This is a genomic window from Microcoleus sp. w1-18aA5, from assembly GCF_036701705.1.
Classification (GTDB): Bacteria; Cyanobacteriota; Cyanobacteriia; order Cyanobacteriales; family Microcoleaceae; genus Microcoleus.
Window position 1 is genome coordinate 36,460 of sequence record NZ_JAUPTE010000040.1, and the last position, 23,973, is coordinate 60,432.

A 23,973-nucleotide genomic window follows, 5' to 3' on the forward strand; every position below is an offset into this window, starting at 1 on the left:
AGGTCGCAGATGAGGCGAAAGAGAAGTTTTTTAGTTTTTATTGATAACTTGGGAGTTTCGCAAGGCTACCCAACCTTTGCGGTTTTTAAAGGAGGCATAGGCTGTCAATAATTTATCTGTTGGTGATGTTTGAATGTATCCTCTCCAAGCTGCAAATTCGTAGGAATGGCCAAACAATTTAACTAAATCTGGGCGCGGAAATCCTGACATGGCGAAACCTCGAACTACATTTTCTTGGTTGAGAATGGCAATACATTTTACATTGTTTTCGGGGTCTCCTACCCAGCCAATTACTCTGGCTGCTGTTGGTGCAAGTTTGGTGGCTGTATCAAAATATCCGGGTACTCCGTCTTTGGGTGCTGACAGTAAATTTGCGTCGATTTTTGTGTCTAATGCTGCACAGAAATTGTGTTTTTTGATGTCTCGGTTAAATGGTACTAAGTTGTTAGTTTTTAAGGCGTCGATTAAGCCGACAAAAGCGGCGGGTTTGTTGCCTACGCGGTCTTTAATTAGGGTTACGTCGGTGATGCCTAGTTGCAGTGATAATGCTACTAACGGTTGATAGGTTGCTCTGCGGGCGATCGCCATTGCAGTTTCGCCTCCCACCCCGTACATTAAAATAATCGCGACTGTGGCGACTGCAAACAGCGGTGTCAGCCAACGCCCTTGGATTCTTGGTGTTGGCTGCCACTCGCGCACCCACAATACTGTCAGCACAATTGTGCTCATCCAAAACAAGGCTGGGAGTGTGGCGTAGCGGGAAGCTGTGGCTTGTTCGACGCCAAATCCCGATCGGCTAACCGCGGCCATTAACGCGGTTTGCAGCGTGTAAAGTTGGATTGATAGCCAAGGCAGCCAATCCGGGCGATCGACCTTTTTTACAAATAGCCAATAACCAACAAAACCCGTCGCTGCAATCAAACCAATTATACCAATAATTGAAGCAACAATAATATTTTCGCTAAATATTCCGCCGAGATAAGTGGGAATATATTCGAGAGTTTTGAGGGGGTTGATTTTTGTTAAAGAAGGGTGATGAGATGGAGTTTTATAAGTTAAAAAATAAATCCCAATCACTGCAATCGAAGCAATGAAATACAAATAAGTTATTCGCCGAGGAAACCGCAGCACAACAGCAGCAGCACACAATATCGGCCACAAACCTAAAGGAGTGCTGTAACTAATACAGCCTAAAACGCCAAAAACAATGCTGCCAATTACCCACTTATTTTGTAAATGCGGGGGCGGGCACGGGGGCACCGCCCCTACCAACTCGTTACCAGGCTCTGCCTCCCTTTTCTTTAATAAATCTGTCACATAGGATTGCAAACAAAATATCGAACAAATCACAAATAAATTAGCAATTATCCAGTGAACGCCACTGAATCCCCGCATCCAATTGTGAGCCGCCGCCGGAGTAAAATTAAAAATAGAAATGCAAAGGAGTAGCGAGATAAATTGCAGCGGAAAACGCCTCATTTTTAACGGCAGCAGAGCAATTAATACGTGGCACTGAATCCAAGCCAAGAACCAGGCAACTAAACACAAACCAATATTTGAACCTTGGGTGACAACTATATTCAAGCCATAAATAATTGCCGGAATAAAGACAAAATGCTCGTTCGCCCGAAATATCCAATTAAAAGGATTTGTAGAGAAACCGTCTACTGAATAAAAATTCCATGTCATCCACCAATAATCAAAATTAGACAAGTCTCCCGCTTGCGATATCAAGTACAAAATATATGATGCTGGTATTAGAATTCCGAGAACTGATGCGGAAATTAAAATATATTGTTGCTTGATTTTCATGGATTCAGACATGGGGTATTTTTAATTAATGGGGCAGGTTTAGCGACGCACTCCCGACAAAGAAACCGGGTTTTTTATTTAATCTCTAGGCTACAGCGAAGGATTTTCGTAAAAAACCAGGTTTCTGGCCACCAGTGGATAAGTCCTATTGTCCTGAATCCCTAAATTTTAGACTAAAGTTCAAACTCCCAGATTCAATGCTGCAAGTAAATCTAAAATCTAAAATCTAAAATCTAAAATCGACTGACTTCTCTTGCCAGCATTTGTCTGAGTCCTTGCCGCCAGTGGGGAGGATACGTGCCTAGAAGTGCTGATATTTTTACCGTAGAGAGGACAGAAAAAGCCGGACGTTTTGCGGGTGTTGGATATTCGGCGGTGGTGATGGGTATTACGCGCTGAACTTTTAGGGGAAGGCCGAGTTGTGCTGCTTCCTCAAAAATGGCGATCGCAAAATCGTACCAACTACAAACACCGCTGTTAGTGTACTGGTATGTTCCAAAAGTTTCTGGCCCAAGGAGAGGAATAATTTGTGAAGTCGCCGCACCTAAATCCCCAGTCCAAGTAGGACTTCCGATCTGATCGGCTACTACTCGAATTTCTTCCCTTTCCTTTCCCAACCTCAGCATGGTTTTGACAAAATTACTTTTGCCACCGTTGCCGTAAACCCACGCGGTTCTAATAATAATATGTCGGTTTCCCGATTTTAGAATTGCTGCCTCGCCTGCTAATTTCGACTTGCCGTAAGTTCCCAGTGGATTCGTAGAATCTGTTTCCAGATAAGCAGAACCGTGGCTGCCATCAAATACATAATCAGTAGAAAAGTGAATCAAACTTGCTCCCTGTTTTTCGCATTCTTCGGCAAAAATTCCTGGGGCAATAGCGTTGACTGCATATGCTAATTCTGGCTCACTTTCGGCTTTGTCTACCGCAGTGTAAGCACCCGAATTGATGACTAAATCCGGTTGAATTTCAGCCATTGCTTGACGGATGCTTTCGGGTTGGGATAAGTCGAGGCGAGTGCGATCGAGCGCAATAACATCTCCCACAGATAATAAAATCGGCTGCAATTCTTGAGCTAGCTGTCCGCTGCCGCCTGCGAGTAAAATTTTCATGATCAAAACACTTGAGCTTTTTTCAAAGTTTGTCCCGCTTGGTCTTTAGCTGATAAGATTGGTTGGGCACCATCTAGCGGCCAGTCGATCGCCAAATCCGGGTCATTCCATAGGATACACCGCTCGTGTGCCGGTGCGTAATAATCTGTAGTTTTGTACAAAACTTCAGCCGTCTCGGAAACCACTAAAAAACCGTGAGCAAATCCCGCCGGCACCCAAAATTGCCGTTTATTTTCTGCACTCACTAAACAGCCAACCCACTGCCCAAAAGTCGGCGAACTTTTTCTAATATCCACCGCTACATCAAATATTGCTCCCGCAACTACCCGCAGCAATTTGCCTTGAGGCTGCTGAATTTGGTAGTGCAAACCCCGCAGCACATTTTTAGAAGATTTGGAATGATTGTCTTGAACAAATTCTGCGGTAACGCCTGTTTGTTCAACAAAAGCTTTGTGATTGAAACTCTCAAAAAAGAAACCGCGATCGTCTCCGAAAATTTTCGGTTCAATGATCAGAACTTCCGGTATTTCGGTAGATATAACATTCATAGTTAGCTGTGAAAGTGATAAACTCATACTCAGTCTAGGCTATTTTACTATGAAAACTGACACATATCTCAAAAAGTTGTATGCCAACCGCTTTGATTCCCGACAACTGCAAGCCAAGGTGGCACTATGGAAAGTTTTAATTGACGAATTCTTACAAAATTATGTTCCTCTAGACTCAACCGTTTTAGATATTGGCGGCGGTTACTGCGAATTTATCAATCAAATTCGTGCTAAAAAAAAATGTTTAATTGACCTCAATCCCGATTCCAAGTTATTTGCCAATCCTGATGTGAAAGTGCTGAACATTGATGTTTTAACTTTTGACGATAAACCTGCTTTTACCGAAGGATTTGACCGGATATTTATCTCTAACTTTTTTGAACATCTCCGTAATAAAGAAGAACTAATCCAAATTATGTCATTTTGCTTTGAGGCCCTTAAGCCAGGGGGTTCTCTCTTAGTTGTCCAACCAAATTTCAAATATTCTTTCAAAGAGTATTACGACTTTATCGATCATCAATTACCAATTACTCATTTATCGCTGCAAGAGCTGTTACAAACAGTCGGGTTTGAAATCGACTTAATTATACCTAGATTTTTACCGTTTTCGACTAAAGGCAGACCTGCCTCGCCTTTGCTGTTAAAAATTTACTTGAAATTGCCTTTTTTGTGGCGGTTTTTGGGAGGGCAAATGTTTGTCAAAGCATCGAAACCAAACAATTAATGGTCGGGGAAAGCGATCGCCGCCCCTAGATCATTTCAATTGTTATAATAAAAATTGCAAGTATTCCTGCAGTTTGGGCTGGGCAAAATCAGGATAAATTTGCTAAAAAAGCATCAATTTTAGGAAAAAAATGATGACACAAACATCCCGCGCCATTGCTGTGAATATTCCGCCGACACTAATACTTACCGTTACCCACGAGCAATTCGTTGAATTGGCGATCGCCAACCGAGAATTACAATTAGAAAGAACAGCACAAGGAGAGTTAATCGTGAATCCACCAACCGGAGGCGAAACAGGATACAGAAACTCTGATTTAAACGGGCAACTCTGGCTGTGGAACCGCCAAACTAAACTGGGAAAGACATTTGACTCTTCTACTGGTTTTCACTTGCCCAATGGAGCCGATCGCTCTCCCGATGCTGCTTGGGTGCGTCAAGAAAGGTGGGATGGGCTCACCCCAAAACAAAAAGAAAGTTTTATTCCCTTGTGTCCTGATTTTGTGGTAGAACTCCGTTCTAAAACTGACAACATGGAACCGCTGCGAGCCAAGATGAAAGAGTATATGAACAATGGCGCTCGTTTGGGTTGGTTGATAGATCGGAAAAACAAAAAGGTGGAGATTTACAGGCCAAGTCAAGATGTAGAAGTCTTGGAAAATCCTATTAGTTTGTCCGGTGAAGATGTGTTGCCTGGGTTTGTCTTAGATTTGACAGAAGTTTGGGGATGAATGCTGAATCCCCTTCAATATCTGCGAGGGGTCATTCCTCATGTTTTAATCGGGCAACAATTGAGATATAATTCGCTCTCGTCCGATTTAAAAAATAGGGTTATGTATAAATTTATGTAGGGAAATGGCAATGCCGTGTCCTAATACCGGACACTCCAAAAGCCGTTTCCCTACCGCAGAAGAAATGGTTGTATTACCAAATTGCACAACACATCTCCCTGCATCTGAGGTTAAAAAATCCCTACAAAATCGAACTTAAAACCACCTCATTAGCAGCAATCCAATCATAAATATCCTGCAAAGCCGCTTCCGGCCCAATAACAGGCCGCCATCCTGTGCGCTCCATCACCCTAGAAGAATCAGTAATAAAAATCGGAATATCCCCCGCGCGTTCCTCCAAAACAGGATTAATTGAAATCGATTTCCCGGTAATTTTTTGGCACAAATCAGTTGTCTCAAACAAAGAAAGACTGTTGCTCAAACCGCCGCCAACATTAAAAACTTCGCCGTCAAATTCAGCAAAATGTTCTAATTGATAATTAACTAACCTCAACAAATCTTCAACGTGCAGCAAATCCCTAACTTGCTTCCCGCTGCCGCCAAAACCGATATAACTCAGCGACTTTTGAAAATAGTGGGCCGCCACCCACAAACCGCAAACTCCCTGATCGACTTTACCCATTTGCCAAGCACCAGTAATTAAGCCACAACGGTTAATAATTGCGGGTACATTGTATGATTCCCTGTATTCCTCAATCAGCAATTCCGAAGCTAATTTAGTTGCTCCGTAAAGCGAACGGTGTCCTTTTAATGGGAAGTCTTCTGATATGCCCAACTCGGATATACCGGGTAAAGTTTGCTCAGGGGCGATCGCAAATCTATTTGGCAACTCTAACAGCTTAACCGATTTGACACTGGCGATCGGATAAACCCGACTGGTAGACAAAAATAGCAAACTCGCACCCGTTTGTCTCGCCAACTCCAAAACATTTACAGTGCCCAGTAAATTCGTCTGCAAAACGTACTGAGGTGAACTAAAACCAGCCAGTACAGAAGGCTCCGCAGCACAATCTATAATGCAGTCAGCATTGAGTGCAACTGGATCTAAATCTGCCGCTGTGCGAATATCCCCGTAAACAAACTGAATCCCGCAACTTTTAAGCCGAGGCAGATTCAATTCCGAGCCGCGGCGACGCAGGTTATCTAAACAAATTATTTGCCATTCCGGGTGCAGTTTCTTCAGGCCAATTGCCAAACAACTGCCGATGAAACCGGCACCACCAACAATTAAAATTCTCTCAGGCATTCACTTTTAATTTTGCTATCTTTCTAGTCCGGTGGTAGTCGCCGCGAGACAGATGTTTTTCCAGCCATACATACAAGACAATAAACAAATATCGACTGCCCATCTCTTTGATTTTCAGCTTAGAAATACCAGCAGTCCGGTTGTACCACCTCAGAGGAATCACCGTATAGGAAAAACCCCGAACGATTGCTTTTAAAGGCAGTTCGACTGTCAAATTAAAATGATGGCTCAAAATCGGTTGTACGCCTTCAATTGCTTCTCTTCGGTAAATTTTAAAAGCATTGGTGACATCGCTGTACCGCAAGCCGAAAATACTTTTGACAAACCAGTTTGCTAAGCGATTAATTGCTAACTTGTGAAGTGGATAATCCACCACAAAGCCACCTTTGATAAAGCGGGAACCAAAAACGCAATCATATCCTTCTTGTAGCTTGCGGTATCCTGCTACCAAATCCATCGGATCGTCGGAAGCATCCGCCATCACAATTGCTGCAGCATCTCCGTCAAATTCCGCCAATCCCCGGCGCACAGCAAATCCGAAACCGTTGGGAGGTTGATTGTTGATGTATCTAACTGTGGGAAAAGTCTCTGACAACTCCTGGCAAATATCAATAGTTCGATCGACACTGTTGTCATTCACTATCAAAATTTCGTGCGGAATGCCTTCTAAATCGAGCGTCTGGGCGAGCGCCCGCACAGTACCGTACAAACAGCCCTCCTCATTGTGGGCCGGTATAATCACAGAAATTTTCACTCCTCATCCTCCGCGCAACTGGACAAACTTGTTGTCAACAGGATTATACACCCAAGCTTTAATTTCCGTTTGGGCGATCGGCAAATTATTATCCGACAAATCAACAGCCCACCTTGCATTGTTGTACAACTCAGATTTTAAACTCTTAGCAATGTCGGGACTGTCCAAATTTACATAAGCGTTAGCAAAAAAAGATTGTTTATCGCCGACAGATAGCAGTACAATATTCGGCTGTTGCAATTTTTCTGGCAAAACCGCCCAACCAGCAGCCTTGATAGCATCATTTTGCTTAACAGTCAAGGATTTATCGCTAGTTTGAGGTTTGTCTAAATAACCGTAAACTTTCTCCGTATTAGAAATAAACTCTACATTTTTCGCGAACTTAAGCCAACCTATTTTTTCGATAATTGCAGCGCCTTCTCTCACCAGCCAAGTTTTTTTGCTCAGCACCCTCACACAGCTTTCCGGTGAATTATTGAAAAAATCAGACGGTTCCAGATAGTTAATTAACTGCAAACAATCTTGAGCGCCTTGTTTGTAAATAATTGCGGATCTGGTTTTGGCGATCGCCTGTTGAGAGTTAACAATAATTGTAGCAATTAACAGCCCTGCTACTACCCGATAAATAAATTTATAGTTAGGTTTTAACGTTGCTTTTGTTTTGGGATCATTACCTGGGACAAACAATTGCCATAGCTGAACCACAGCAATTAAGAGCAAAATTGAATTAGTCGTATATCTAGACGATTCGATCGCCTGTATTGCCCCAAATTCAGCCCTACCAGCCGTAATAAACAGAGCCGATAAAACCGAAAACAAACCTATTGACAGCCAAGGTAAAGCCTCATAATTCTCACCAATATCATTCCTATCTGTCATTGCGAGGGAGGAAGGAATCGCCGGGAGTTGAACTTGCTTTTCTGAGTCAGTACTCACAGATGAATCTGCCGAACTTGATACAATCTTTTTCCCAAAATAAACTACAAAAAATACAAAGCTTGCAAATATTAGCCATCCTACCAATGCCGAGATTCCATGCGATCGCACAATTGGGGAACCCAGCAAACTTAAAAAGTAATCAATCACCACAAACGGCTTATTCAACAATGAAATAATACTTGCTTTCCGACTCGGATGATAATCTATTGAGTAAACAGCACAAGTTGCCACAAAGAGCAGCATCCAGACAATAAGTCTTTTTCGTTTCTGCGCTGCATTTCCTTCCAAAGCCACCACAGCCGGAATCGCCGCCAACCAAGACAGCAAGCCTTGAGCGAGCGAAAAACTCGCAAAAAAGCAGAATACAGCAGCAATAGAGATTCTAATATTAGGCAATAATTTGTGATGTGAAACCAGCGCATAAACCGCAGCTACAAAACATAAATTCACAAAAAACCAAGCTAATTGAAATCCCCAAAGCCAGTTTTCGTGCTGAACTAGCGAGAAAATCAAAATACAAGTTAAAATATTAGCTAAATGCCACAAATCATCCCCTACATTCTTAACTTGCATCGAGGATAACTTGTACATAGCAATAAAAGTTATCGCAGCCAAACCTATGCTGAGACACAACTGATAATTAATATTCCATCGGGAAGCAAAAGCCAGCACCGCAATAATTATTTTCGGAAAAAGTATGCGGTGGTTGCTGTGCAAAGCCCAAAAATCGTTAAAAGTTACATTTCCCTGAGCTATTTTCTCAAAAAGGCTAGCTAACCTCCACTCGTCATCAACGGGAACGTTAACGCTAAAATTCGCTACAAATCCGATTAACAGGACAACAGGAATTAGATATAAAGTAAATAAGATGATTTTTTTCATGAAAGTGCGATCGCACCGATTGCCATCACCATTTTATATCAAACCCGGTTAAATAATTTTTATCAAGTTTGTAGTGAAGACTTCACTCCTCATAGTTTGAGCCGGGACTTGCATTCCTTACTACAAACAAGTTGAAAAACATAACACATAGAAACCCGGTTTCTTCAAGAAACCGGGTTTCCGAACAGCCTAAAAGCCTCGCGTTCAATTCGGTTAACCGAATTACTTAATAGTCTTGAAGGTATCCATTTTCCCAGTAAATCGGTTGATAAACATCTGCAAAACAGTCCGCTTGCCAATATTGATATTAGAACTCACGGACATTCCCGACTGCAAGTTAACCTCCACTTCATTTGCCTTGCCCTTGTTCAAAACAAACTTCTGATTTTTGAGCTTAATTATGGTTTTGAAAGCATAGTATTTCCGCAGTTCAGTAGGAGGCTCAGCATCGCTGCTAATCTCTATCACTTCACCCTCAGCAGTACCAAACTCCATCGCCGGGAAAGCTTCTACATTCACTTCCACAGGCACGCATTGGTATTTCGTCAAACCCAGTTTCTCTCTGTTAACTTCCTTCTCTGGACAAACGCAACTTTTACCTATTTCGCAGTCAATCTTTTCTCCGTCTAATTGCTTGCCGTGATACTGCTCCAATTTTGCCCGCTTCTGTCTCAAAGCATCCAATACCAGAGCCACATTGCTGTTTTCCAGGTAAACTACTCCTTGCAGACCGTTGTCGTCATCCAAAACTTTGAGCAGCTTTTCAGTTTGCTGCGCTTCGTAATAAGCTTCTTCGCAGCGTGCTGGGCGCGGTTCGCCCGGTTTCAGCACCGTATTAATAATGGATTGGCATATGGGATCTTTCGCCATATCCAACTTAGCTTTCTCCTTCGTAGAAGGCTTCAAATCAAAGATTACCCCCGATACCGGAGCCTTCATCACTTGAGTGTCGCGGTTTTGTTGAGCCTTTTCTAGCTGAGCGTTCACCTCGGACAACTTTTTCAGGTTTTCCACTTTGAAGCGGCTTAGCTGAGAATCGCTGCTGGCAATTTGTTTCTCGTTTTCAGCAATTTTGCTGTAAAGTTCTTTTGCCCAGGAATCCTTGGTGTTTTTTAACTGTTCTTGGGCGCGGGCGATGGACTCCTGAATGCGCGCTTGCTCTCCTTGCTGGCGCTGTATGTCAGCACTAATTTTTTGGATGTCACCTTGACGCGCGTTAATTTCGCCTCGGCGCGTATTGATTTCACCAAGGCGCGTGTTAATTTCGCCCCTGCGAGAGTTGATTTCACCTTCGCGCTGCTTGATTTGATCTTGCTGTTTGAGAACGTCGCTTTGGCCTCTGAAAACATCTTGTTCTTGACGTTCTTTTTGCAGTTCAGCGATGGCTCCTTCCTCAACCAGGGGGGCGAGTCTGCCTAGAATGTTTTGATTCGACTTCAATACTTGTTGGGATTTCGCTAACTGTTCTTGGGCCAAATCTCTCTGAGCCAGGGCGGATTTTACTTGCTCTTGCGAAGAACCTAACTGCTGCTGAGCATAATTTAATTGGTTTTGGGCAAAACCCAATTGTTGCTGTGCCACTATCATTTGATCGCCGGCGGCTTTCTCAGCATCCTGAGCTTGCTTCAGTTGTTTTTCCAACTCCTGAACTTGGCCTTGAGCTGCAGCGACGCGAGACAGAAATTCCGATCGATAATTAACATAAAGTCCTTGCTGAGCAGCATCAAAATTTCCGCTAGCTCCCCGATTGAGGTACAGTTCGTCAATCAAAGCTTGCAGCACTTGATTTTGTGCCGTGAGGCTCTGTCTGTCCTTGATTGTTGATTCTAGGTTAGAAGGAACAGCGCCTTGAATTTTGCCGTTGACAACATCTTCGTAAAATTTATTTTCCTTTTCCAGAGCTTCTTTAGTTTTCTGTATCGATGTTAAATCGGCGCTGGGTGCAAGGGGGTTGAAAGTGAGCAGAGGCTGGTTTTTTTCCACGCGATCGCCATTTTCAACGTGAAGTCTCACCACAGCGCCCGTAGCAGGTGCTTGGATGTCTCTGGCACCATCTTTGAGTTCCAATTGGCCGACAGCGGGGACAGCTTGCTCTACGCTAGCAAAATAAGCCCAAACTACAGCCGAAGTGGTCATCAGCATGATCATCCACAAAAACAAGTGCGACCAAATCGCTGGTTTTTCGAGAATGACTGGTTGCTCAGAAAGTATTAACGATTTCATAGCCATTTGTTAGTTCTCAGTTGTTAAGCGTTAGTGATCAGTTGTGAGTTGTTAGAGATCAGGTATTCGATGACTCTTGTTGTTGGAAGAGGCAGTAGTAACGCCCTTTAAGAGCCATTAATTCTTTATGAGTTCCCCGCTCGACTACAGAACCTTGATCCATCATAATAATTACATCAGCGTTTTGGATGGTAGTCAGGCGGTGAGTAATGAAAAATACCGTGCGGCCGGCGAAAGCTTCTGCTAAGTTATTACAAACTTGGCGCTCTGAATGGTAGTCGAGGGCGCTTGTAGCTTCGTCCAAAATCAGCAGTTTCGGGTTTTGCAAAATCGTGCGGGCGATCGCCAAACGCTGCCTTTGACCCCCAGAAAGCGACGAACCCCGCTCTCCGACTATCGTATTGTAGCCAGCAGGCAAGCCCATAATAAAATCGTGAGCTACCGCTAATTTTGCAGCTCGCACAATCTCATCCGTACTCGCATCGGGATTGCTCAGAGCAATATTTTCCTGTACAGTACAGTTAAACAGCAAAGTATCTTGCAGCACCACCCCAAGTTGGCTGCGGAGCGAATATAATTCCACCTTGGCAATGTCATAGCCGTCAATAAAAATCCGGCCCGACAACGGCGGATAAAGACGCTGTAACAGCTTCATCGCCGTACTTTTACCCGAACCGCTTCCCCCCACAATTCCCACAAAACTGCCAGCGGGAAATTCCAAATTAACATTAGCCAATTGCAGTGCCCCGCTCTCCAGGAATCGGAAGGAAACCTCCTCATAGGTAACCTGCCCTTGAATTGCCGGCAGCGGGATATTGCTCCGGTCTTCATCGCTGGTTTCCGTCGGCGTATCGACCACATCCTTAAGCATATCGATCGACATCGAGACTTCTTGGAAACTCTGCCAGACGCTCACAAAACGCAGCAGCGAACCAGTCACGTTCCCGGAAATAATTCGGAAAGCAATCAACTGACCCAAAGTAATCTCATTTCCCAGTACCAAATAAGCTCCCACCCACAACTGAGCTAAGTTACCCACCTGGTTTAAAAAGCTGCTAATAGTACCGGCCGCAGTTCCCGTGATAATTGTTTTAAAACTGGCTGTAATGTATTTTGCGTAGCGGCTCGACCACTCCCAGCGGGATTTCAATTCAATATTTTGAGCTTTAACAGTTTGAATCCCGCTGACTACTTCCACTAGATAAGATTGAGAGTCAGCAAAACGCATATTTCTTTGTTTGATCAGGCGCAGCACCAGCGGATTGATTAGAATAATCATCAGCCCCAGTATCGGTACCACTGCCAAAGATACAAACGTTAGCTGCACGCTGTAGGAGAGCATCACGGCGACGTAAACCACCGAAAATACCGCATCAAGAACTACTGTCAGAGCTGTGCTCGTCATGAATTCCCGAATCTGGCCCATCATGCTGAATTTATAAACCAGATCTCCCACGCGCCGATTGTCAAAGTAATTTTGGGGCAGCCGCAGCAAGTGGTCGATGACTTCTGCACTCAATTTGACATCGATGCGGTTTGAGGTATCTATAAACAAAAAGGTACGCAAACCGTTGAGCAGTCCTTCAAACAGGGCAACACCTAACAGAAATGCTCCCAAAATATCCAAGGTGTCAATGCTGCGCTGACCTAAGACTTTATCAATAATTATTTGGCTGATTAATGGGTTGGCAAGACCAAATAACTGTACAAAAAACGAAGCGAGCAACACCTCAAAAAACACTGTCTTGTGTTCCATCAGCGCCGGCACAAACCACCAGAAGCTGAACTGCTCTTTTTGTTCGACTTGCGGAGCTTGCAGGAGCAGGACTTCTCCCTGTTCGCCCCAGATTTCTTTAAACTGAGGTATCCGCTTCCGCATCAGCCCCTGTTCGGGCGTGGCCATCACCAATTCTTGCTCGGTGATGCTGTAAATAATGGCAAAGCTATCTTGCCATTTAATCATTACGGGGGCTTTGATGCGGTTGATTGCTTCTGCGGGCACTTGCGCCAATTGGGGCGTGAGGCCGATGCTTTGGGCGATCGCCCCGCAGGCTTGCATACTGATAGAACCAGCGGTTTTTAACTGATTTTCTAGAACTTTGCGGATGATATCTCGACGAAACTTGAGGCCGAAATACTTGCTCAACATTTGGAAGCAAGCAAGCGGGGCCTCAATCTGCCCTTTGGCGCGGAAAACTGGGTATCTCCCGGCATCCTTTGGTTGACCGCTTGCGGGTTCTGGGGGACGATCGGGGGCGTCTATAACCGTGATCGATGTTCCGTTGGGCGGATTCTGCCCTGGGCCTACTGTATCTGTCGAGCCATTTAATGAGTCTGTTTCGGGTTGGGGTTCTGGGGGTTCCCGGAAGCCTACCAAGCGGGCGCCGAGGCGGCCTTCTACTTTTAAGGATTTGGCTGCGTTTTCCACAGAGAAGCGGCTGCCGGTGGGAAAGTCGCCCAAGACGCCGCTGCTGACAAGCCAAATTCGATCGGCATCTAGCTCTTTGGCGATGTCTTGAGTTTTTTTGTTGCCGTTTGGCACGTTGACAACTGTCGCATCTTGCCAAGCTTGCAGGGTGAGTTCCTTGAGATTGGAAGTGCCGTCGGCTTGGCGCTGCAATTCCAGGCTCAACAGTTCAAATACTTCGCTCAACGAACAGTGTTCGCGAAAGGCTTCTCCAAAGGTCGGCTGTTTTTCTAGTACGCTCAGGAAATCTTCAGCAGGTAGGACGATCGCGATCACATCTGTAGAAGCAATCGCCGTTTCGCAGGGAACTCCCCTGAGCAAGCCAGCCCAGCCCAGGATTTCCTTCGACTGCACCAAGCGTAAACTTACGTGGCGCTGCGAGCGCTGGTCAAAGCCCAGCAGCCGGGCCTGGCCTTGATAGATAATTGCCACTTGAGTCGGCATTTTTTCCCGTTCAAACAGGGGTTGCCCCGTCCGGTAGCCGAGGAGTTGGCATTTAGCCACCAAGGCTGTCAGAGCCGTCTCTGACAGTCGGTCAAAGGGAGGTGTTTGAGCTAGGAAATCCTGAATTTGGGAGAGGGAAACAGCGGAAGAAGTCATCCAATTTTAGATTTTAGATTTTAGATTTTAGATTGAATCAACAGATTAATCCAGGGGGTTTTTGTCAGGATGCTACGCTTTTTCAAGTCTCCACGGATAAATCCGGGGGCCCCTGACCCAATTGCTGGATTGTCATGATATTGAAGACACGGAGGAGAGGGGCTGTAGCGGGCCTATTTGCGATATCTGTTCGGCGAGCCAGCTTTCAAAGAGTTCGTTAATCAAGTGCAGCCGCATCGATTCATCGAGCTGGGCCGGCATGAACTTTTCTAGTCGAATAATTACCATCCATTCTGCCAGAGGACGCGGCGTCCAGAGTTGATTTGGCTGGCTGACGGACAAAAGTTTGCTGATTGCCGGGTGGGGCTGCGAGAGGGGTACTGGGCCCAACAAGCCGCCTGACTTGGACTCGGGCCCTTCGGAATAGTCGCGGGCCACTTCAGCAAAGGTTTGTTCCCCTTCGAGGATGCGAAAGTAAAGTTCGTTTGCCAGTGCTGGATTTTTGGTGCGTACCAGGGAATAGACTACGTGGTCTAGGCTGGCTTTGCGGGTTAAAAAATAATTATCTACTTTAGGTCTCCAAGTGGCTTGCTTAAATTTTTCGATCAGCAAGGGCCTAACGGCCATCTCTTGAAGTTCTTCTTCCGTCATATTTTGACCGCGCAGCCAAGCTTCTTTGGCTTCCGGGGCTGTCAGTTGGTGTTGTGCCAGAAAGTCAAGGACGGCGGATTGGCGTTCTTCGTCGCTGCAACTAAAGGATGCGATCGCTTGGTCTACTATTACACCCCGCAAGAATTGTGGCATCAACTGATACCGCTTCAGGAGCGATGGCATATCCTGAGCTTGCAGTAATTTATCGCCTATTTGAAAAAGTCCTGTCATTTTTTTATCTCCAACTGACTTGCGCTTCCCCTTTTAATTTAGCTGTGGCAGGAAAAGAGCGACAACCACTAACCCCTCGATTTCCCGATGATAGCAGACCGTCAGTGGGCTAGCGCTATTGCCGTCTATTTCTTGACGCTCTGCCTAGCGAGGGGTTCCCCGCGGGGCTCAGAATGGTAACGGGATGCGAGAGTGGGAGAGTGGGAAAATCTTCCCTCAACATCTATCCGTTAAATCCCGTACACTGCTTAGTTGCTGAACTTCCTTCTTCCTTCACTCTCGGAATAGTCTTTCAAAGAGTGTTTCGAGTTGGGTCGAGCAAGCGCGAATGTCGAGATATTTGGGGTTTGCCGCCATTTTTTGCTGGATTCGCTCGCGGTAGTGGCGGCGCAGTTCTGGGTTGGTTCCCAGTGCTGTGCTCAGATCTAAATAAGAGTTCTCGCTGTCTGCTACCAGTTCCGGAAGTAGCAGTTCTTCGAGCACGGCGGCTGATTGTCGCGATCGAGTTGTTTGCCCTTTTCTTACCACTACAGGCAACCCCACCAACAGGGGTTCTGCTAAGGAGCAGCCACTGCTGTATGGATAGGAGTCTAAATATATATCAGCCAATTCCAGACATTTTATGCAATCGGTGCGAGATGGCAGCGCCTTGATCACAACTAAGCGCTTTTTGTCAATCCCAAATTCGGCAAAGAGCGATCGAATTTGGTTGTAAAAAGGCACCGTCGGATAGTTTCCATTGCGGGAACTAAAGGGATACAAAACTAAAATAGAATTCGGTACGGCAGCAATAATTTTTGCCCAAGTTTCTCTCAATTCTGGGATAATTGTCAAAGCTGGAGCGCCGGACATGAACACTACAGATTCCTCAGTGGCTCCCCAACTCCTGCGAGTCGGTTCAACTGTGGCAGGTGCTGATCCTACAGTATAGCTTAAACAAACTCCCGACCCTTTTAAAGTAATTAATTTTTCGCGATACTCTGCTGCTGCACCTGCGGGCAATGTCAAATCCCCAGCAATGAAATAATCGATATTTCGGCTTCCGGTGGTTGCGGGGTTTGATGCACCGGTAGCTATTTGCACCCGCGCTAGTCGGTGCAGGCACAGAAGGGCGCTTGGTTGAGAAGTGTCGGTAGTATTGGTGCAGATTAGCAGAATATCTAAATCGTGCGATCGCATTTCTCGAACTTGATTGGGCAAATCTTCTGACAGTTGCACCAGTTTGTCGGCGCAATTTTCGCAATATTTCCCCAGTCGCTCGTCTTGTACCTGGAAATAGTACACGATAATTTCAAACTTGCTTCTGTCTAAATATTCAAAACTCGGAATTGCTGCACGAGTCTCGGATTCATCACTAATTTTATCCAGCAAAAAGCCAACTCGGATTTTAGTTCTTTCAGGTTCTTTCTGAGGAAAATTCCATTCTATTTGACAGCCGATATTTTTTAAATAAAATTCCACAATATCAGCTCGCTGACTCAATATATTGAGCAGATTGACCTCGCTCAAATACAAAGTTTGGAATCTAACATTTTTCGCAATAAAAGTCGCCAAATAACGCCAAACTTCTGAATTGGGAAAACTGGCGATATTAGCAGCGACGTAATTGATTAACTGCTGGAAATATTCAGAGTACCTTTCTACTTCCCAGTTTTGTTTAAAATAACCGGGAGACTGAAATATAAATTTCAGAAAATCGTCAAAAAACCACTTGGGAATCGCTGCATTGTTATATTCAAGTGGCAACTGATAAGCGTCGCGGTACAGCATCGCTGCGAGGAGATATTGCATCTTCTCGGCAATTTCTCCTCCTTCAGCAAGTTTCGATGATAACTGCTGAACAAAACTTTGTTCTGACTCAGTTAAACTTTCATTTTTGAGGGCGCTATCTCGTAGCAATTTATGAGCTTTACCCATGTCTTTCGAGTAAGCAGTTTCTAATTTTTCCGCTGGCAAATTCAGCCAATATTCAGCTAGCTGCTGGCGGTATGGGCGCAGCGCGAGAAGAGGCTGTTTTGAGGGAAATTTATTGTATTGATCAAGGAGTGGTGACAATTCCGATAAACTCGGCTGGGTTCTCAATGCCAACTTATGGCGGATTGTCTGTTTGATTTGTTGATCCAGGAAACTGTAATCAGGACTATTTAGTAGTTTTTTGTAAAATCTTACTACATCCTTATGATTTTCCCCAGCCGCGAAGTTTTTCCAAGTTTGTTGTTCGGGATGAATCCGCAGTGAGGACAGTTTTTCATCTACAAATCCGATGTGATAGTTTCCCATGATTCGCCACCACATATCTAAGTCTACATACTGAGATAATCCCGAATCAAATAATCCTATTTCTTCAAAGATTCGCGCGGCAATTAAGACGGTACTCGGTTCGCCAATTTTGTTTATGGGGTTGCTCAAGCAGTTAGTATCTGCCAGTAATTCTTTTCCTAGCTGAATAGATTTTAAATTCGACCAGCTTTTATGCAAATCTTTAATTGATTGGGAAGCTCTCCGCAAAATCGGGTTAGATTCATCTTCAGCTATGGTGATGCCACGCGGGGAGAAAACCATACCTATTTTGGGATTTTCTTGGGCGAGTGCGACCATTTTTTCAATACATTCTGGTGCGAGCAAGTCGTCTTGAAAGAGAAATTTAATGTATTGACCTTTTGCTTGAGAGATGCAAAAATTCCAGTTTTGTGATAAACCGTAGTTGCGGTGCAGTACGATGCGGAAATCGACTGAGGTTTGTAATTGGAATGATTGGGCGATCGCAATTGTGCGGTCTGTGGAGCCGTCATCGGATATGATCAGTTCTATGTTAGGGTATGTTTGGGCCAAAGCACTTTGAATTGCTTCCCCAATAAATGCTTCTCCGTTGTATGTCGGAATGCAAATGCTAACCTTCGGCTGCTCGTTTGGCAGCTCTCCTTTTGATTGACTTTGTTGCTTTGATTGTGGCAAGTTAGCCCTAATTTTGGCAGACTTCGCTTTGGATGTTCCTGACAAAGGTATGCTTTGAAAGTTATCGGTAATCTCGGCAATATATTCGAGACGTTTTCTAATTTTATTACCAGTAACTTGCGGGTTGAGTAAAGTCTTAATTTCCTCAGCGGCTATCGCTCCCACTTGTTGAGCTTCCCGGTGATTGTTAAAAACGTACCGCATTAAATCAGCAGCGTGTTCCACATCCGCTTCGGCCCAAACATTGCCTTTTTTGTAAGGCCCGCAATCTTGCTCAATTGGGATTAACTTATACTTGACTAAATAGCTATTGCCGACATTCATAAATTCTGTATTTGATGAATAGCCGGTGGCAATTACGGGTTTCCCGTAAAACATGGCTTCAGCCATTGTTAAGCCAAACCCTTCGCAGCGGTGCAGGGATACATAACAGTCGCAATTATACAGCAAACCGTTAAGTTTATTTTTGGACAAATACCCGTCTAGATGTTTGATATTTGAAGAATTAGCTATGGCCGATTTTAATAATTTTTGCTCCTCTAAGTGTTTGTTTGAATTAGAAGATTTGATAATCAACAAGAGGCGGTCATCTTCGCCAAAAGCTTGTTTAAATGCTTGAATTGTCGCTAAAGTATTTTTGCGCTCAATGCGACTGGAAAAGTCGAATACAAACAAGAAAATAAATTTATTTTTCGGTAAATTCAGTGCTTCTCTGTTCAGGGAAGGTGCGGGAAGAGCAATACTGGGCATGATTTTGATGACGGGAATTGGCGCAAGTGCAGAAATTGCCTCGGCGCAATAGTTGCTGTAAGTCCATATTTCGTGAAAGTGATTAAATGCTGGCTGCCATTCTGGGGGAAATGCGGGAAGTTCCCAGGCCCAAAAGCCGATATTGTATTTGTTTTCAAAATAGGTGGAACCTGTATGTTTGATAAAGGCTGCAACTTGATCGGCGTTGACTTGAATTAAGTTTACGGGATGGGGATTGTCTTGGCTAAAGTTTTGATATGTAGTGTCTTGTTTGCGGTGAGGACTGCGGGTAAAATTGTTTATGGCGAAGGGAATCCCGGCGGCTTCTGCAGCCCTGATATTAGCTCTGACACCTTCTCCTATACCAAATTCGCCGTTAATGTAGCCGGCGATGTTTATTCCTAGACTAGGGTTCATAGTTTTTAATGAATTTAGCACAGTGTAGTGTGGATTTTTTGAGGCTGTGGGCGAATGTCTGAGGGTTTCACCCCTCAGACATTCGCCGTCCTGAATAGGCAGAATGATTGTGTAATCACGCAGCATATTAAATAATTTATTATGACTCTAGGAGTTACGCATTGACAAAAAACCTTATCTATAAGTTGCCGATCGTGCCATTACTATTAAGATTAGCAAAAATATGCTCACTTACAACTAAAGTAAATAGATTCCGTTGTACTTCATACCAATTGCTAATTATTTTTTCAACGCGCATAAACTCCAGCCTAACAAAAGCTTGAAGGGAACAAAAGATGTGAGTCTTGATTGCGTGAGTATCTCTAGCCATGAACCGACAAATTCCACAGACTTGTTTTATGGCTCAATGAAAGGTTTCAATTCCCCAATGAGTATCATGAATTATCATAAATTCATTTCTAGTTATATTTTTAATTTTTTCCTCATCGGGAAGATACAAGATAGAATGTCTAGAGTCTTCTTTTTTAAAGTCTTTCCTAAACAACTTGACAAATCCAAATTCTTTCAGATGAGTTCTCAATCCTGACTCTGGAATTACCAGATTCCTTACTTGGCAATACTTATGCGGCTCATTTGAGACAGTTCTGTTTTTTTCCATTCCGAATAGAAAACCCAATGTCTTGTTTTTTAGAAATTTTAAGTTTTCTACTCCTGAATACCAACTGTCTCCTGTCACTATTCTTGGCTTGACTCCCCAGCTTATTATTTCACTTACCATCTCTCTCAAATAATCGTTTTTTGTTTTCCCCTCCTTTTTGTTATATGTTCTATAATTTATTGGCACTGAGTTACCATTAATATCGCTGTAATATAGAGCAATTAAATTCAAGCCAATAATTGTTTTATTCGCTTTTCATGACCAAAAATAACTGATTAACTCGGCATTTTTCGGATCGCTGTAAATCTTTTCTATAACAGTATCGTCTACACTTAGTATTCCTCCTATCAAATTAATAATTTTCTCTATTATCTTGAATAAATCTTTCGGTTCATATCGCTCTCTCAATAAAAAGCGATTCACACCCTGAATGTGAAACGTCTCCCAATATTTCTGATAACCTGCTACAACCTCCAAACTTTGGCTCTGACAGTAAAAATAAGGTGTATAGGTCTAGATTGCATTGCGCTGTGGAGGGTAAGCGTGATTTCTCTGATTGTCCGATACCTAGAAAGTAGACGACATATATTTATCAATTCACTATTTTGTTATTCTGTCAATGCGTAACTCCTATATTCCTGCTTTCGATCGAGATGGCATTGATTCCCAAACACCATCTTTTGAAAACTTTAGATTAGTTGTGAACCCATCATCCCAGACAATTGTAATTTTGTTGGGATTCTGCTTGACTGAACGGCCTATTGTTTGTGCTTGTCGGTGATTCTGTCCGTAAAAACTGCATTTAGAGCGATAATTCTCAGGATGGTTTTTGGTTTCGGCTTGAACACCGACACTCACACCGGTGACAGATGCTAGGAGCAAATTTGCCACCAAAACCGCTTTATAAAACAAAGATGAGTTAAGTTTCATGGATTGGGTAATTTAGAGAAAAATAACTAACTTTATGTTACCCCAATATTCATACTGTGATGTTTTAATCAGGATATAACAGCGAGATATGGCTAAAGTTGCGAAACTGCGATCGGTCTAACTGACCTATTCCTCTCAAAAACAGCCCTCGGTTTCAAAGCAATTCTCAACAATAGCCACAGCGCTCGGCATTCTCCGGGAGTTTCCTGGCGCTGCCACTGGGCCGGCCGACAGTACAGCATTTCGATCAAACAGCGGTGCTGGCTAATGTTCAGGCGATCGAACGCAATTCGCACAGTGGGAAATTCCACAGAACTGCACTCTTTTCCATCCCAAAAACTTGACTCCAACTGAGATTTATCGCTCACCAACTCCATCTTAGCCACAGGAATAAAACAGTTCTCTTCCATGATTTCCAGAGTCGCAGAATCGCAATCAATTAAACCTTTGGCTAAACCACGCTCTGTGCCCAACTCAACAACAGACGGCGCTACCGATCTTCTTGGTTTGACTGCCACACTGCGAGAGAGTGGTTTCATTTTACCCTGGGATAAACTTGTCTCAAAGGCATATTTTTGCGAAATCTCTGCTGCTGTAAAACTTTCTTTACTGCCTTTATTTTTCACCGCAAAACTTGGCCACTGCGTCAAAGCAACTTCCGCGCCACTTTCCGAAATTACAGTGGTTATACCCCAAAAACTTTGACAGCCAATATTCAATTGTACAACCCTGCGTAAATTGAACCATTCGTAAATGTCCGGCTTAGGAATATCCACCAAAATCAGCAATGCAATCCCGATCATCAGCAGGTTGTACCCGCTCCAAATCCATCCCAAACTCATTCCTTTTGAAAAATGTACACTTTCGGATATTGACTGTACGGTGCCAACATTTTTAACTAAATTAATGTTTAAATTGTGCCACAAACTGACTGCTGTAGCTGCGAACAATACAATCAAAGGCCATCCTAAATTCCAGTTAAAACGAAAGCGATCGCTCGCCATTCCTTTTGGTGTCACCTGAAACCCTTTCCCAAAGGGATTCAGCATGGAACTCACCACCGTCACCGCTAAAGGAATACACTGGACGAACGAATAAACATCGGAAAGCAAAGCCGATCCAGATCTGCGGTTCAGCCAAGAAAACACAGTAAGTTGCACCAAATAGTAAGGCAGGAAAAAGTACAGCAATTCCCGCGCACTTGCCCGCAAAGGAATGATGCCGAAAAATGAATAAGCTAAAGGTATTAACAGATATAAAACCTTGGTTAAACTGGTAAACCAATGCAGTAATCCTTCCAAATGAGATAGCCTTTGTACGAATGTGAGACCGCGAATTGTTAAAGGATTGGAATCAATAAAAAATGCCTGAAGCGTGCCTCGCGCCCAGCGTAGTCTTTGATTTAGATGAGCTTCTATATTTTCAGCCGCCAAACCAGCACTCAATTTTTCATCTAAATAAACTAACCGATATCCGGTTGCTGACAGCCGAATTCCGGTAAAATAATCTTCGCAGATTGAATCTGTGACCAAGCCTCCCGCTGCTTCTAAAGCACTCCGCCTCACAACAAAAGATGTACCGCAACAAACCACGCTGTCGGCGCTGTCTTTGATGATTTCAATTTGCCGATAAAAGATTTCTTCTTCCGGCGCCAGCACATTTTCTAAACCTAAATTACGAGAGATGGGGTCGTGATTGTAAAAGCTTTGCGGTGTTTGAACGAGGGCGATTTCGGGATTTTGAAAAAATCCAACTGTGCGAGTTAAAAAGTTTTTAGTGGGAATAAAATCCGCATCGAAAACTACAATTAGTACTCCATTTGTAATGGCTGTGGCATGATTAATGTTTCCAGCTTTGGCGTGAATATTATCGGGTCTGGTTATATACTCGCATCCCAGTTCTTTGGCCAGCAACTTGATTTCAGACCGCTTAGTATCGTCAAGCAAATATACTTTTTTGTTGGGATAATCTAATGCTTGACAGCCGATTACACTGCGCCGTAAAATAAAAGCCGGTTCATTGTAGGTTGGGATAAAAATATCTACTGGCGGGGTGAAGTTTCCAGCTTCAACTGCAACTGCCATGCGATCGGCTTCTCGACGCCTGTCTTTGATTCTCAGCATTAAATACAGTTGAATACTGGTGTTGAAAACCAGTAACATTTCTAGGAAAAATAGCCCCAAACTAAAGATACCGTTGAGGGGATCGTTTAAATTTAGAGTAGCGAGCGATCGCCATAAAACGTAGCGAATGGTTAAAGCCAGAACAATTGCAACTACCACAGCGCGTGACCATTTCTGCGGTTGAGGCGAAATTTTAATAGCAGCTAAAGCAACACAGACAAGCGCGATAGTCGGCACTAACAAATACATCTTGCTCGTAGCAGGCACTTGCAGCCACACAGGCGGGTTTTGCTGCCAAGTGTTGATTGTGGCAAAAATACCGCTGACTGTACCTTCACTTCCAAACCAGGCTGCGGAGATCGCACCTGCGAAAGCAACCGCCCCCAACACGACTAGCGTTGCCGTCTGCACCCGCGAAATCCGCCCAAAGCGGCGTTTCAAGTCTTGAAAATCAAATCTTGAAGTTGTCATAAAATAATTTTAAAGTCCCGATCGTGCATGCAACAGTAAGGGTGTCCTGCTGTCCACTTTTTAATTCTGTTGAAAATTCCGACACACCCCCATTAGTATATTTACATTTTTTAACATTTTGACCATTGTATGATAATTCATCTTGCTTGCTGTTGCCAAACTGCTTAGCGAGTCCAAACCTCGCAAAATATAGCAGAAGGAAGAAGGAAGAAGGTTTGAGTTACCCAGGAGAGAAGTTATATGAATTCCGGTAACACTGGAATGATGAGGAGTGGGGAGTGGGGGAATGTGGAATTATTGACCTTGACTTTATCATTCCCACTCAACCGGAAAAGATATCAGAAGCAATCTTCGGCAAGGATTTCAGCAATGTCGGCAACAGGGTTTCGGGCCTATTCCATAATAAAAAATAATTCTTGTGGGCCGTTTCTGCGACGCCGCCCATAAAAAGCTGATTGAAAATACTGCCACATCTGGGTCATAAACGTCGGGCGCGCTTGCTATAGTTCAAAAAAAATTACAGCAGTTCTTAATCTTGGTGAGGTATGCCCTATGCCCACGGAGGCCTATGCCCACGGAGGCCTATGCCCGCTTATCAAGCGTGGATCTCATGTTAGGAATGAGAATTAAATAACTTCCACTCTTGAAAGTGGGATGGGCGTCCCGCCCGTCCAAAAAGGACGGGCGGGA

Annotated in this window: 14 protein-coding genes and 1 pseudogene; 2 read left to right on the top strand and 13 right to left on the bottom strand. The window is 43.9% G+C overall.

The window, feature by feature from the left end; genetic code table 11:
* Positions 1-30: 30 nt before the first annotated feature.
* From Q5691_RS16115 to rfbC, 3 genes are all read right to left on the bottom strand, one after another.
* Complete coding sequence (locus Q5691_RS16115; protein ID WP_333345604.1) at positions 31-1,824, bottom strand: hypothetical protein; 1,794 nt, start codon at positions 1,822-1,824, stop codon at positions 31-33.
* Between the two features lie 221 nt (positions 1,825-2,045).
* A complete protein-coding gene (gene rfbD / locus Q5691_RS16120) occupies positions 2,046-2,924 on the bottom strand; it encodes a dTDP-4-dehydrorhamnose reductase (protein WP_333310880.1) in 879 nt (292 codons plus the stop codon).
* Between the two features lie 2 nt (positions 2,925-2,926).
* The gene (gene rfbC / locus Q5691_RS16125) at positions 2,927-3,472 is read right to left on the bottom strand and encodes a dTDP-4-dehydrorhamnose 3,5-epimerase (RefSeq protein WP_333213928.1); all 546 of its coding nucleotides are present in this window, start codon (positions 3,470-3,472) and stop codon (positions 2,927-2,929) included.
* A gap of 49 nt (positions 3,473-3,521) precedes the next feature.
* Here rfbC and Q5691_RS16130 point away from each other — a divergent pair, with 49 nt between their 5' ends.
* Together Q5691_RS16130 and Q5691_RS16135 are read left to right on the top strand one after the other, a co-directional pair.
* A complete protein-coding gene (locus Q5691_RS16130) occupies positions 3,522-4,196 on the top strand; it encodes a methyltransferase domain-containing protein (protein WP_333345605.1) in 675 nt (224 codons plus the stop codon).
* A 130-nt stretch (positions 4,197-4,326) separates the two neighbouring features.
* On the top strand, positions 4,327-4,926 hold the full coding sequence (locus Q5691_RS16135) for a Uma2 family endonuclease (RefSeq protein WP_333345606.1): 600 nt from the start codon (positions 4,327-4,329) through the stop codon (positions 4,924-4,926).
* Between the two features lie 241 nt (positions 4,927-5,167).
* On the opposite strand, the gene Q5691_RS16140 is transcribed toward Q5691_RS16135, so the two are convergent.
* The 10 genes and pseudogenes from Q5691_RS16140 to Q5691_RS16185 form a co-directional block, all read right to left on the bottom strand.
* The gene (locus Q5691_RS16140; RefSeq protein WP_333310876.1) at positions 5,168-6,232 is read right to left on the bottom strand and encodes an NAD-dependent epimerase/dehydratase family protein; all 1,065 of its coding nucleotides are present in this window, start codon (positions 6,230-6,232) and stop codon (positions 5,168-5,170) included.
* Complete coding sequence (locus Q5691_RS16145; RefSeq protein ID WP_333213920.1) at positions 6,225-6,986, bottom strand: glycosyltransferase family 2 protein; 762 nt, start codon at positions 6,984-6,986, stop codon at positions 6,225-6,227. Before Q5691_RS16145 ends, Q5691_RS16140 begins: the two co-directional genes overlap by 8 nt.
* A 3-nt stretch (positions 6,987-6,989) precedes the next feature.
* The gene (locus Q5691_RS16150; protein ID WP_333345608.1) at positions 6,990-8,807 is read right to left on the bottom strand and encodes a hypothetical protein; all 1,818 of its coding nucleotides are present in this window, start codon (positions 8,805-8,807) and stop codon (positions 6,990-6,992) included.
* Positions 8,808-9,029: 222 nt separating this feature from the next.
* Positions 9,030-11,030, bottom strand: coding sequence for a chromosome partitioning protein ParA (locus tag Q5691_RS16155; RefSeq protein ID WP_333213916.1), 2,001 nt, complete (start codon positions 11,028-11,030; stop codon positions 9,030-9,032).
* Between the two features lie 58 nt (positions 11,031-11,088).
* Positions 11,089-14,097 carry a peptidase domain-containing ABC transporter gene (locus Q5691_RS16160; RefSeq protein WP_333213914.1) on the bottom strand — a complete coding sequence of 1,003 codons (3,009 nt, stop codon included), beginning with the start codon at positions 14,095-14,097 and terminating at the stop codon, positions 11,089-11,091.
* A 132-nt stretch (positions 14,098-14,229) separates the two neighbouring features.
* A complete protein-coding gene (locus Q5691_RS16165) occupies positions 14,230-14,979 on the bottom strand; it encodes a peptidylprolyl isomerase (RefSeq protein WP_333213913.1) in 750 nt (249 codons plus the stop codon).
* Between the two features lie 273 nt (positions 14,980-15,252).
* The gene (locus Q5691_RS16170; protein WP_333345611.1) at positions 15,253-19,101 is read right to left on the bottom strand and encodes a glycosyltransferase; all 3,849 of its coding nucleotides are present in this window, start codon (positions 19,099-19,101) and stop codon (positions 15,253-15,255) included.
* Between the two features lie 178 nt (positions 19,102-19,279).
* Positions 19,280-20,324 (bottom strand): annotated as a pseudogene (locus tag Q5691_RS16175) (IS701 family transposase).
* A gap of 65 nt (positions 20,325-20,389) precedes the next feature.
* Positions 20,390-20,689 carry a hypothetical protein gene (locus Q5691_RS16180; protein WP_333213909.1) on the bottom strand — a complete coding sequence of 100 codons (300 nt, stop codon included), beginning with the start codon at positions 20,687-20,689 and terminating at the stop codon, positions 20,390-20,392.
* 92 nt (positions 20,690-20,781) lie between these two features.
* Entirely contained in the window at positions 20,782-23,283 is a 2,502-nt protein-coding gene (locus tag Q5691_RS16185; protein ID WP_333345614.1) for a glycosyltransferase family 2 protein, read from the bottom strand.
* Between the last annotated feature and the right edge of the window lie 690 nt (positions 23,284-23,973).

Bases quoted from the DNA above. Each gene is read 5' to 3' on its own strand.
- Q5691_RS16150 (WP_333345608.1), bottom strand. From the start codon at position 8,807: ATGAAAAAAATCATCTTATTTACTTTATATCTAATTCCTGTTGTCCTG.
- Q5691_RS16165 (WP_333213913.1), bottom strand. From the start codon at position 14,979: ATGACAGGACTTTTTCAAATAGGCGATAAATTACTGCAAGCTCAGGAT.
- Q5691_RS16130 (WP_333345605.1), top strand. From the start codon at position 3,522: ATGAAAACTGACACATATCTCAAAAAGTTGTATGCCAACCGCTTTGAT.
- rfbD (WP_333310880.1), bottom strand. From the start codon at position 2,924: ATGAAAATTTTACTCGCAGGCGGCAGCGGACAGCTAGCTCAAGAATTG.
- Q5691_RS16140 (WP_333310876.1), bottom strand. From the start codon at position 6,232: ATGCCTGAGAGAATTTTAATTGTTGGTGGTGCCGGTTTCATCGGCAGT.
- Q5691_RS16155 (WP_333213916.1), bottom strand. From the start codon at position 11,030: ATGAAATCGTTAATACTTTCTGAGCAACCAGTCATTCTCGAAAAACCA.
- Q5691_RS16160 (WP_333213914.1), bottom strand. From the start codon at position 14,097: ATGACTTCTTCCGCTGTTTCCCTCTCCCAAATTCAGGATTTCCTAGCT.
- Q5691_RS16135 (WP_333345606.1), top strand. From the start codon at position 4,327: ATGATGACACAAACATCCCGCGCCATTGCTGTGAATATTCCGCCGACA.
- Q5691_RS16180 (WP_333213909.1), bottom strand. From the start codon at position 20,689: ATGAAACTTAACTCATCTTTGTTTTATAAAGCGGTTTTGGTGGCAAAT.
- rfbC (WP_333213928.1), bottom strand. From the start codon at position 3,472: ATGAATGTTATATCTACCGAAATACCGGAAGTTCTGATCATTGAACCG.
- Q5691_RS16185 (WP_333345614.1), bottom strand. From the start codon at position 23,283: ATGACAACTTCAAGATTTGATTTTCAAGACTTGAAACGCCGCTTTGGG.
- Q5691_RS16170 (WP_333345611.1), bottom strand. From the start codon at position 19,101: ATGAACCCTAGTCTAGGAATAAACATCGCCGGCTACATTAACGGCGAA.
- Q5691_RS16115 (WP_333345604.1), bottom strand. From the start codon at position 1,824: ATGTCTGAATCCATGAAAATCAAGCAACAATATATTTTAATTTCCGCA.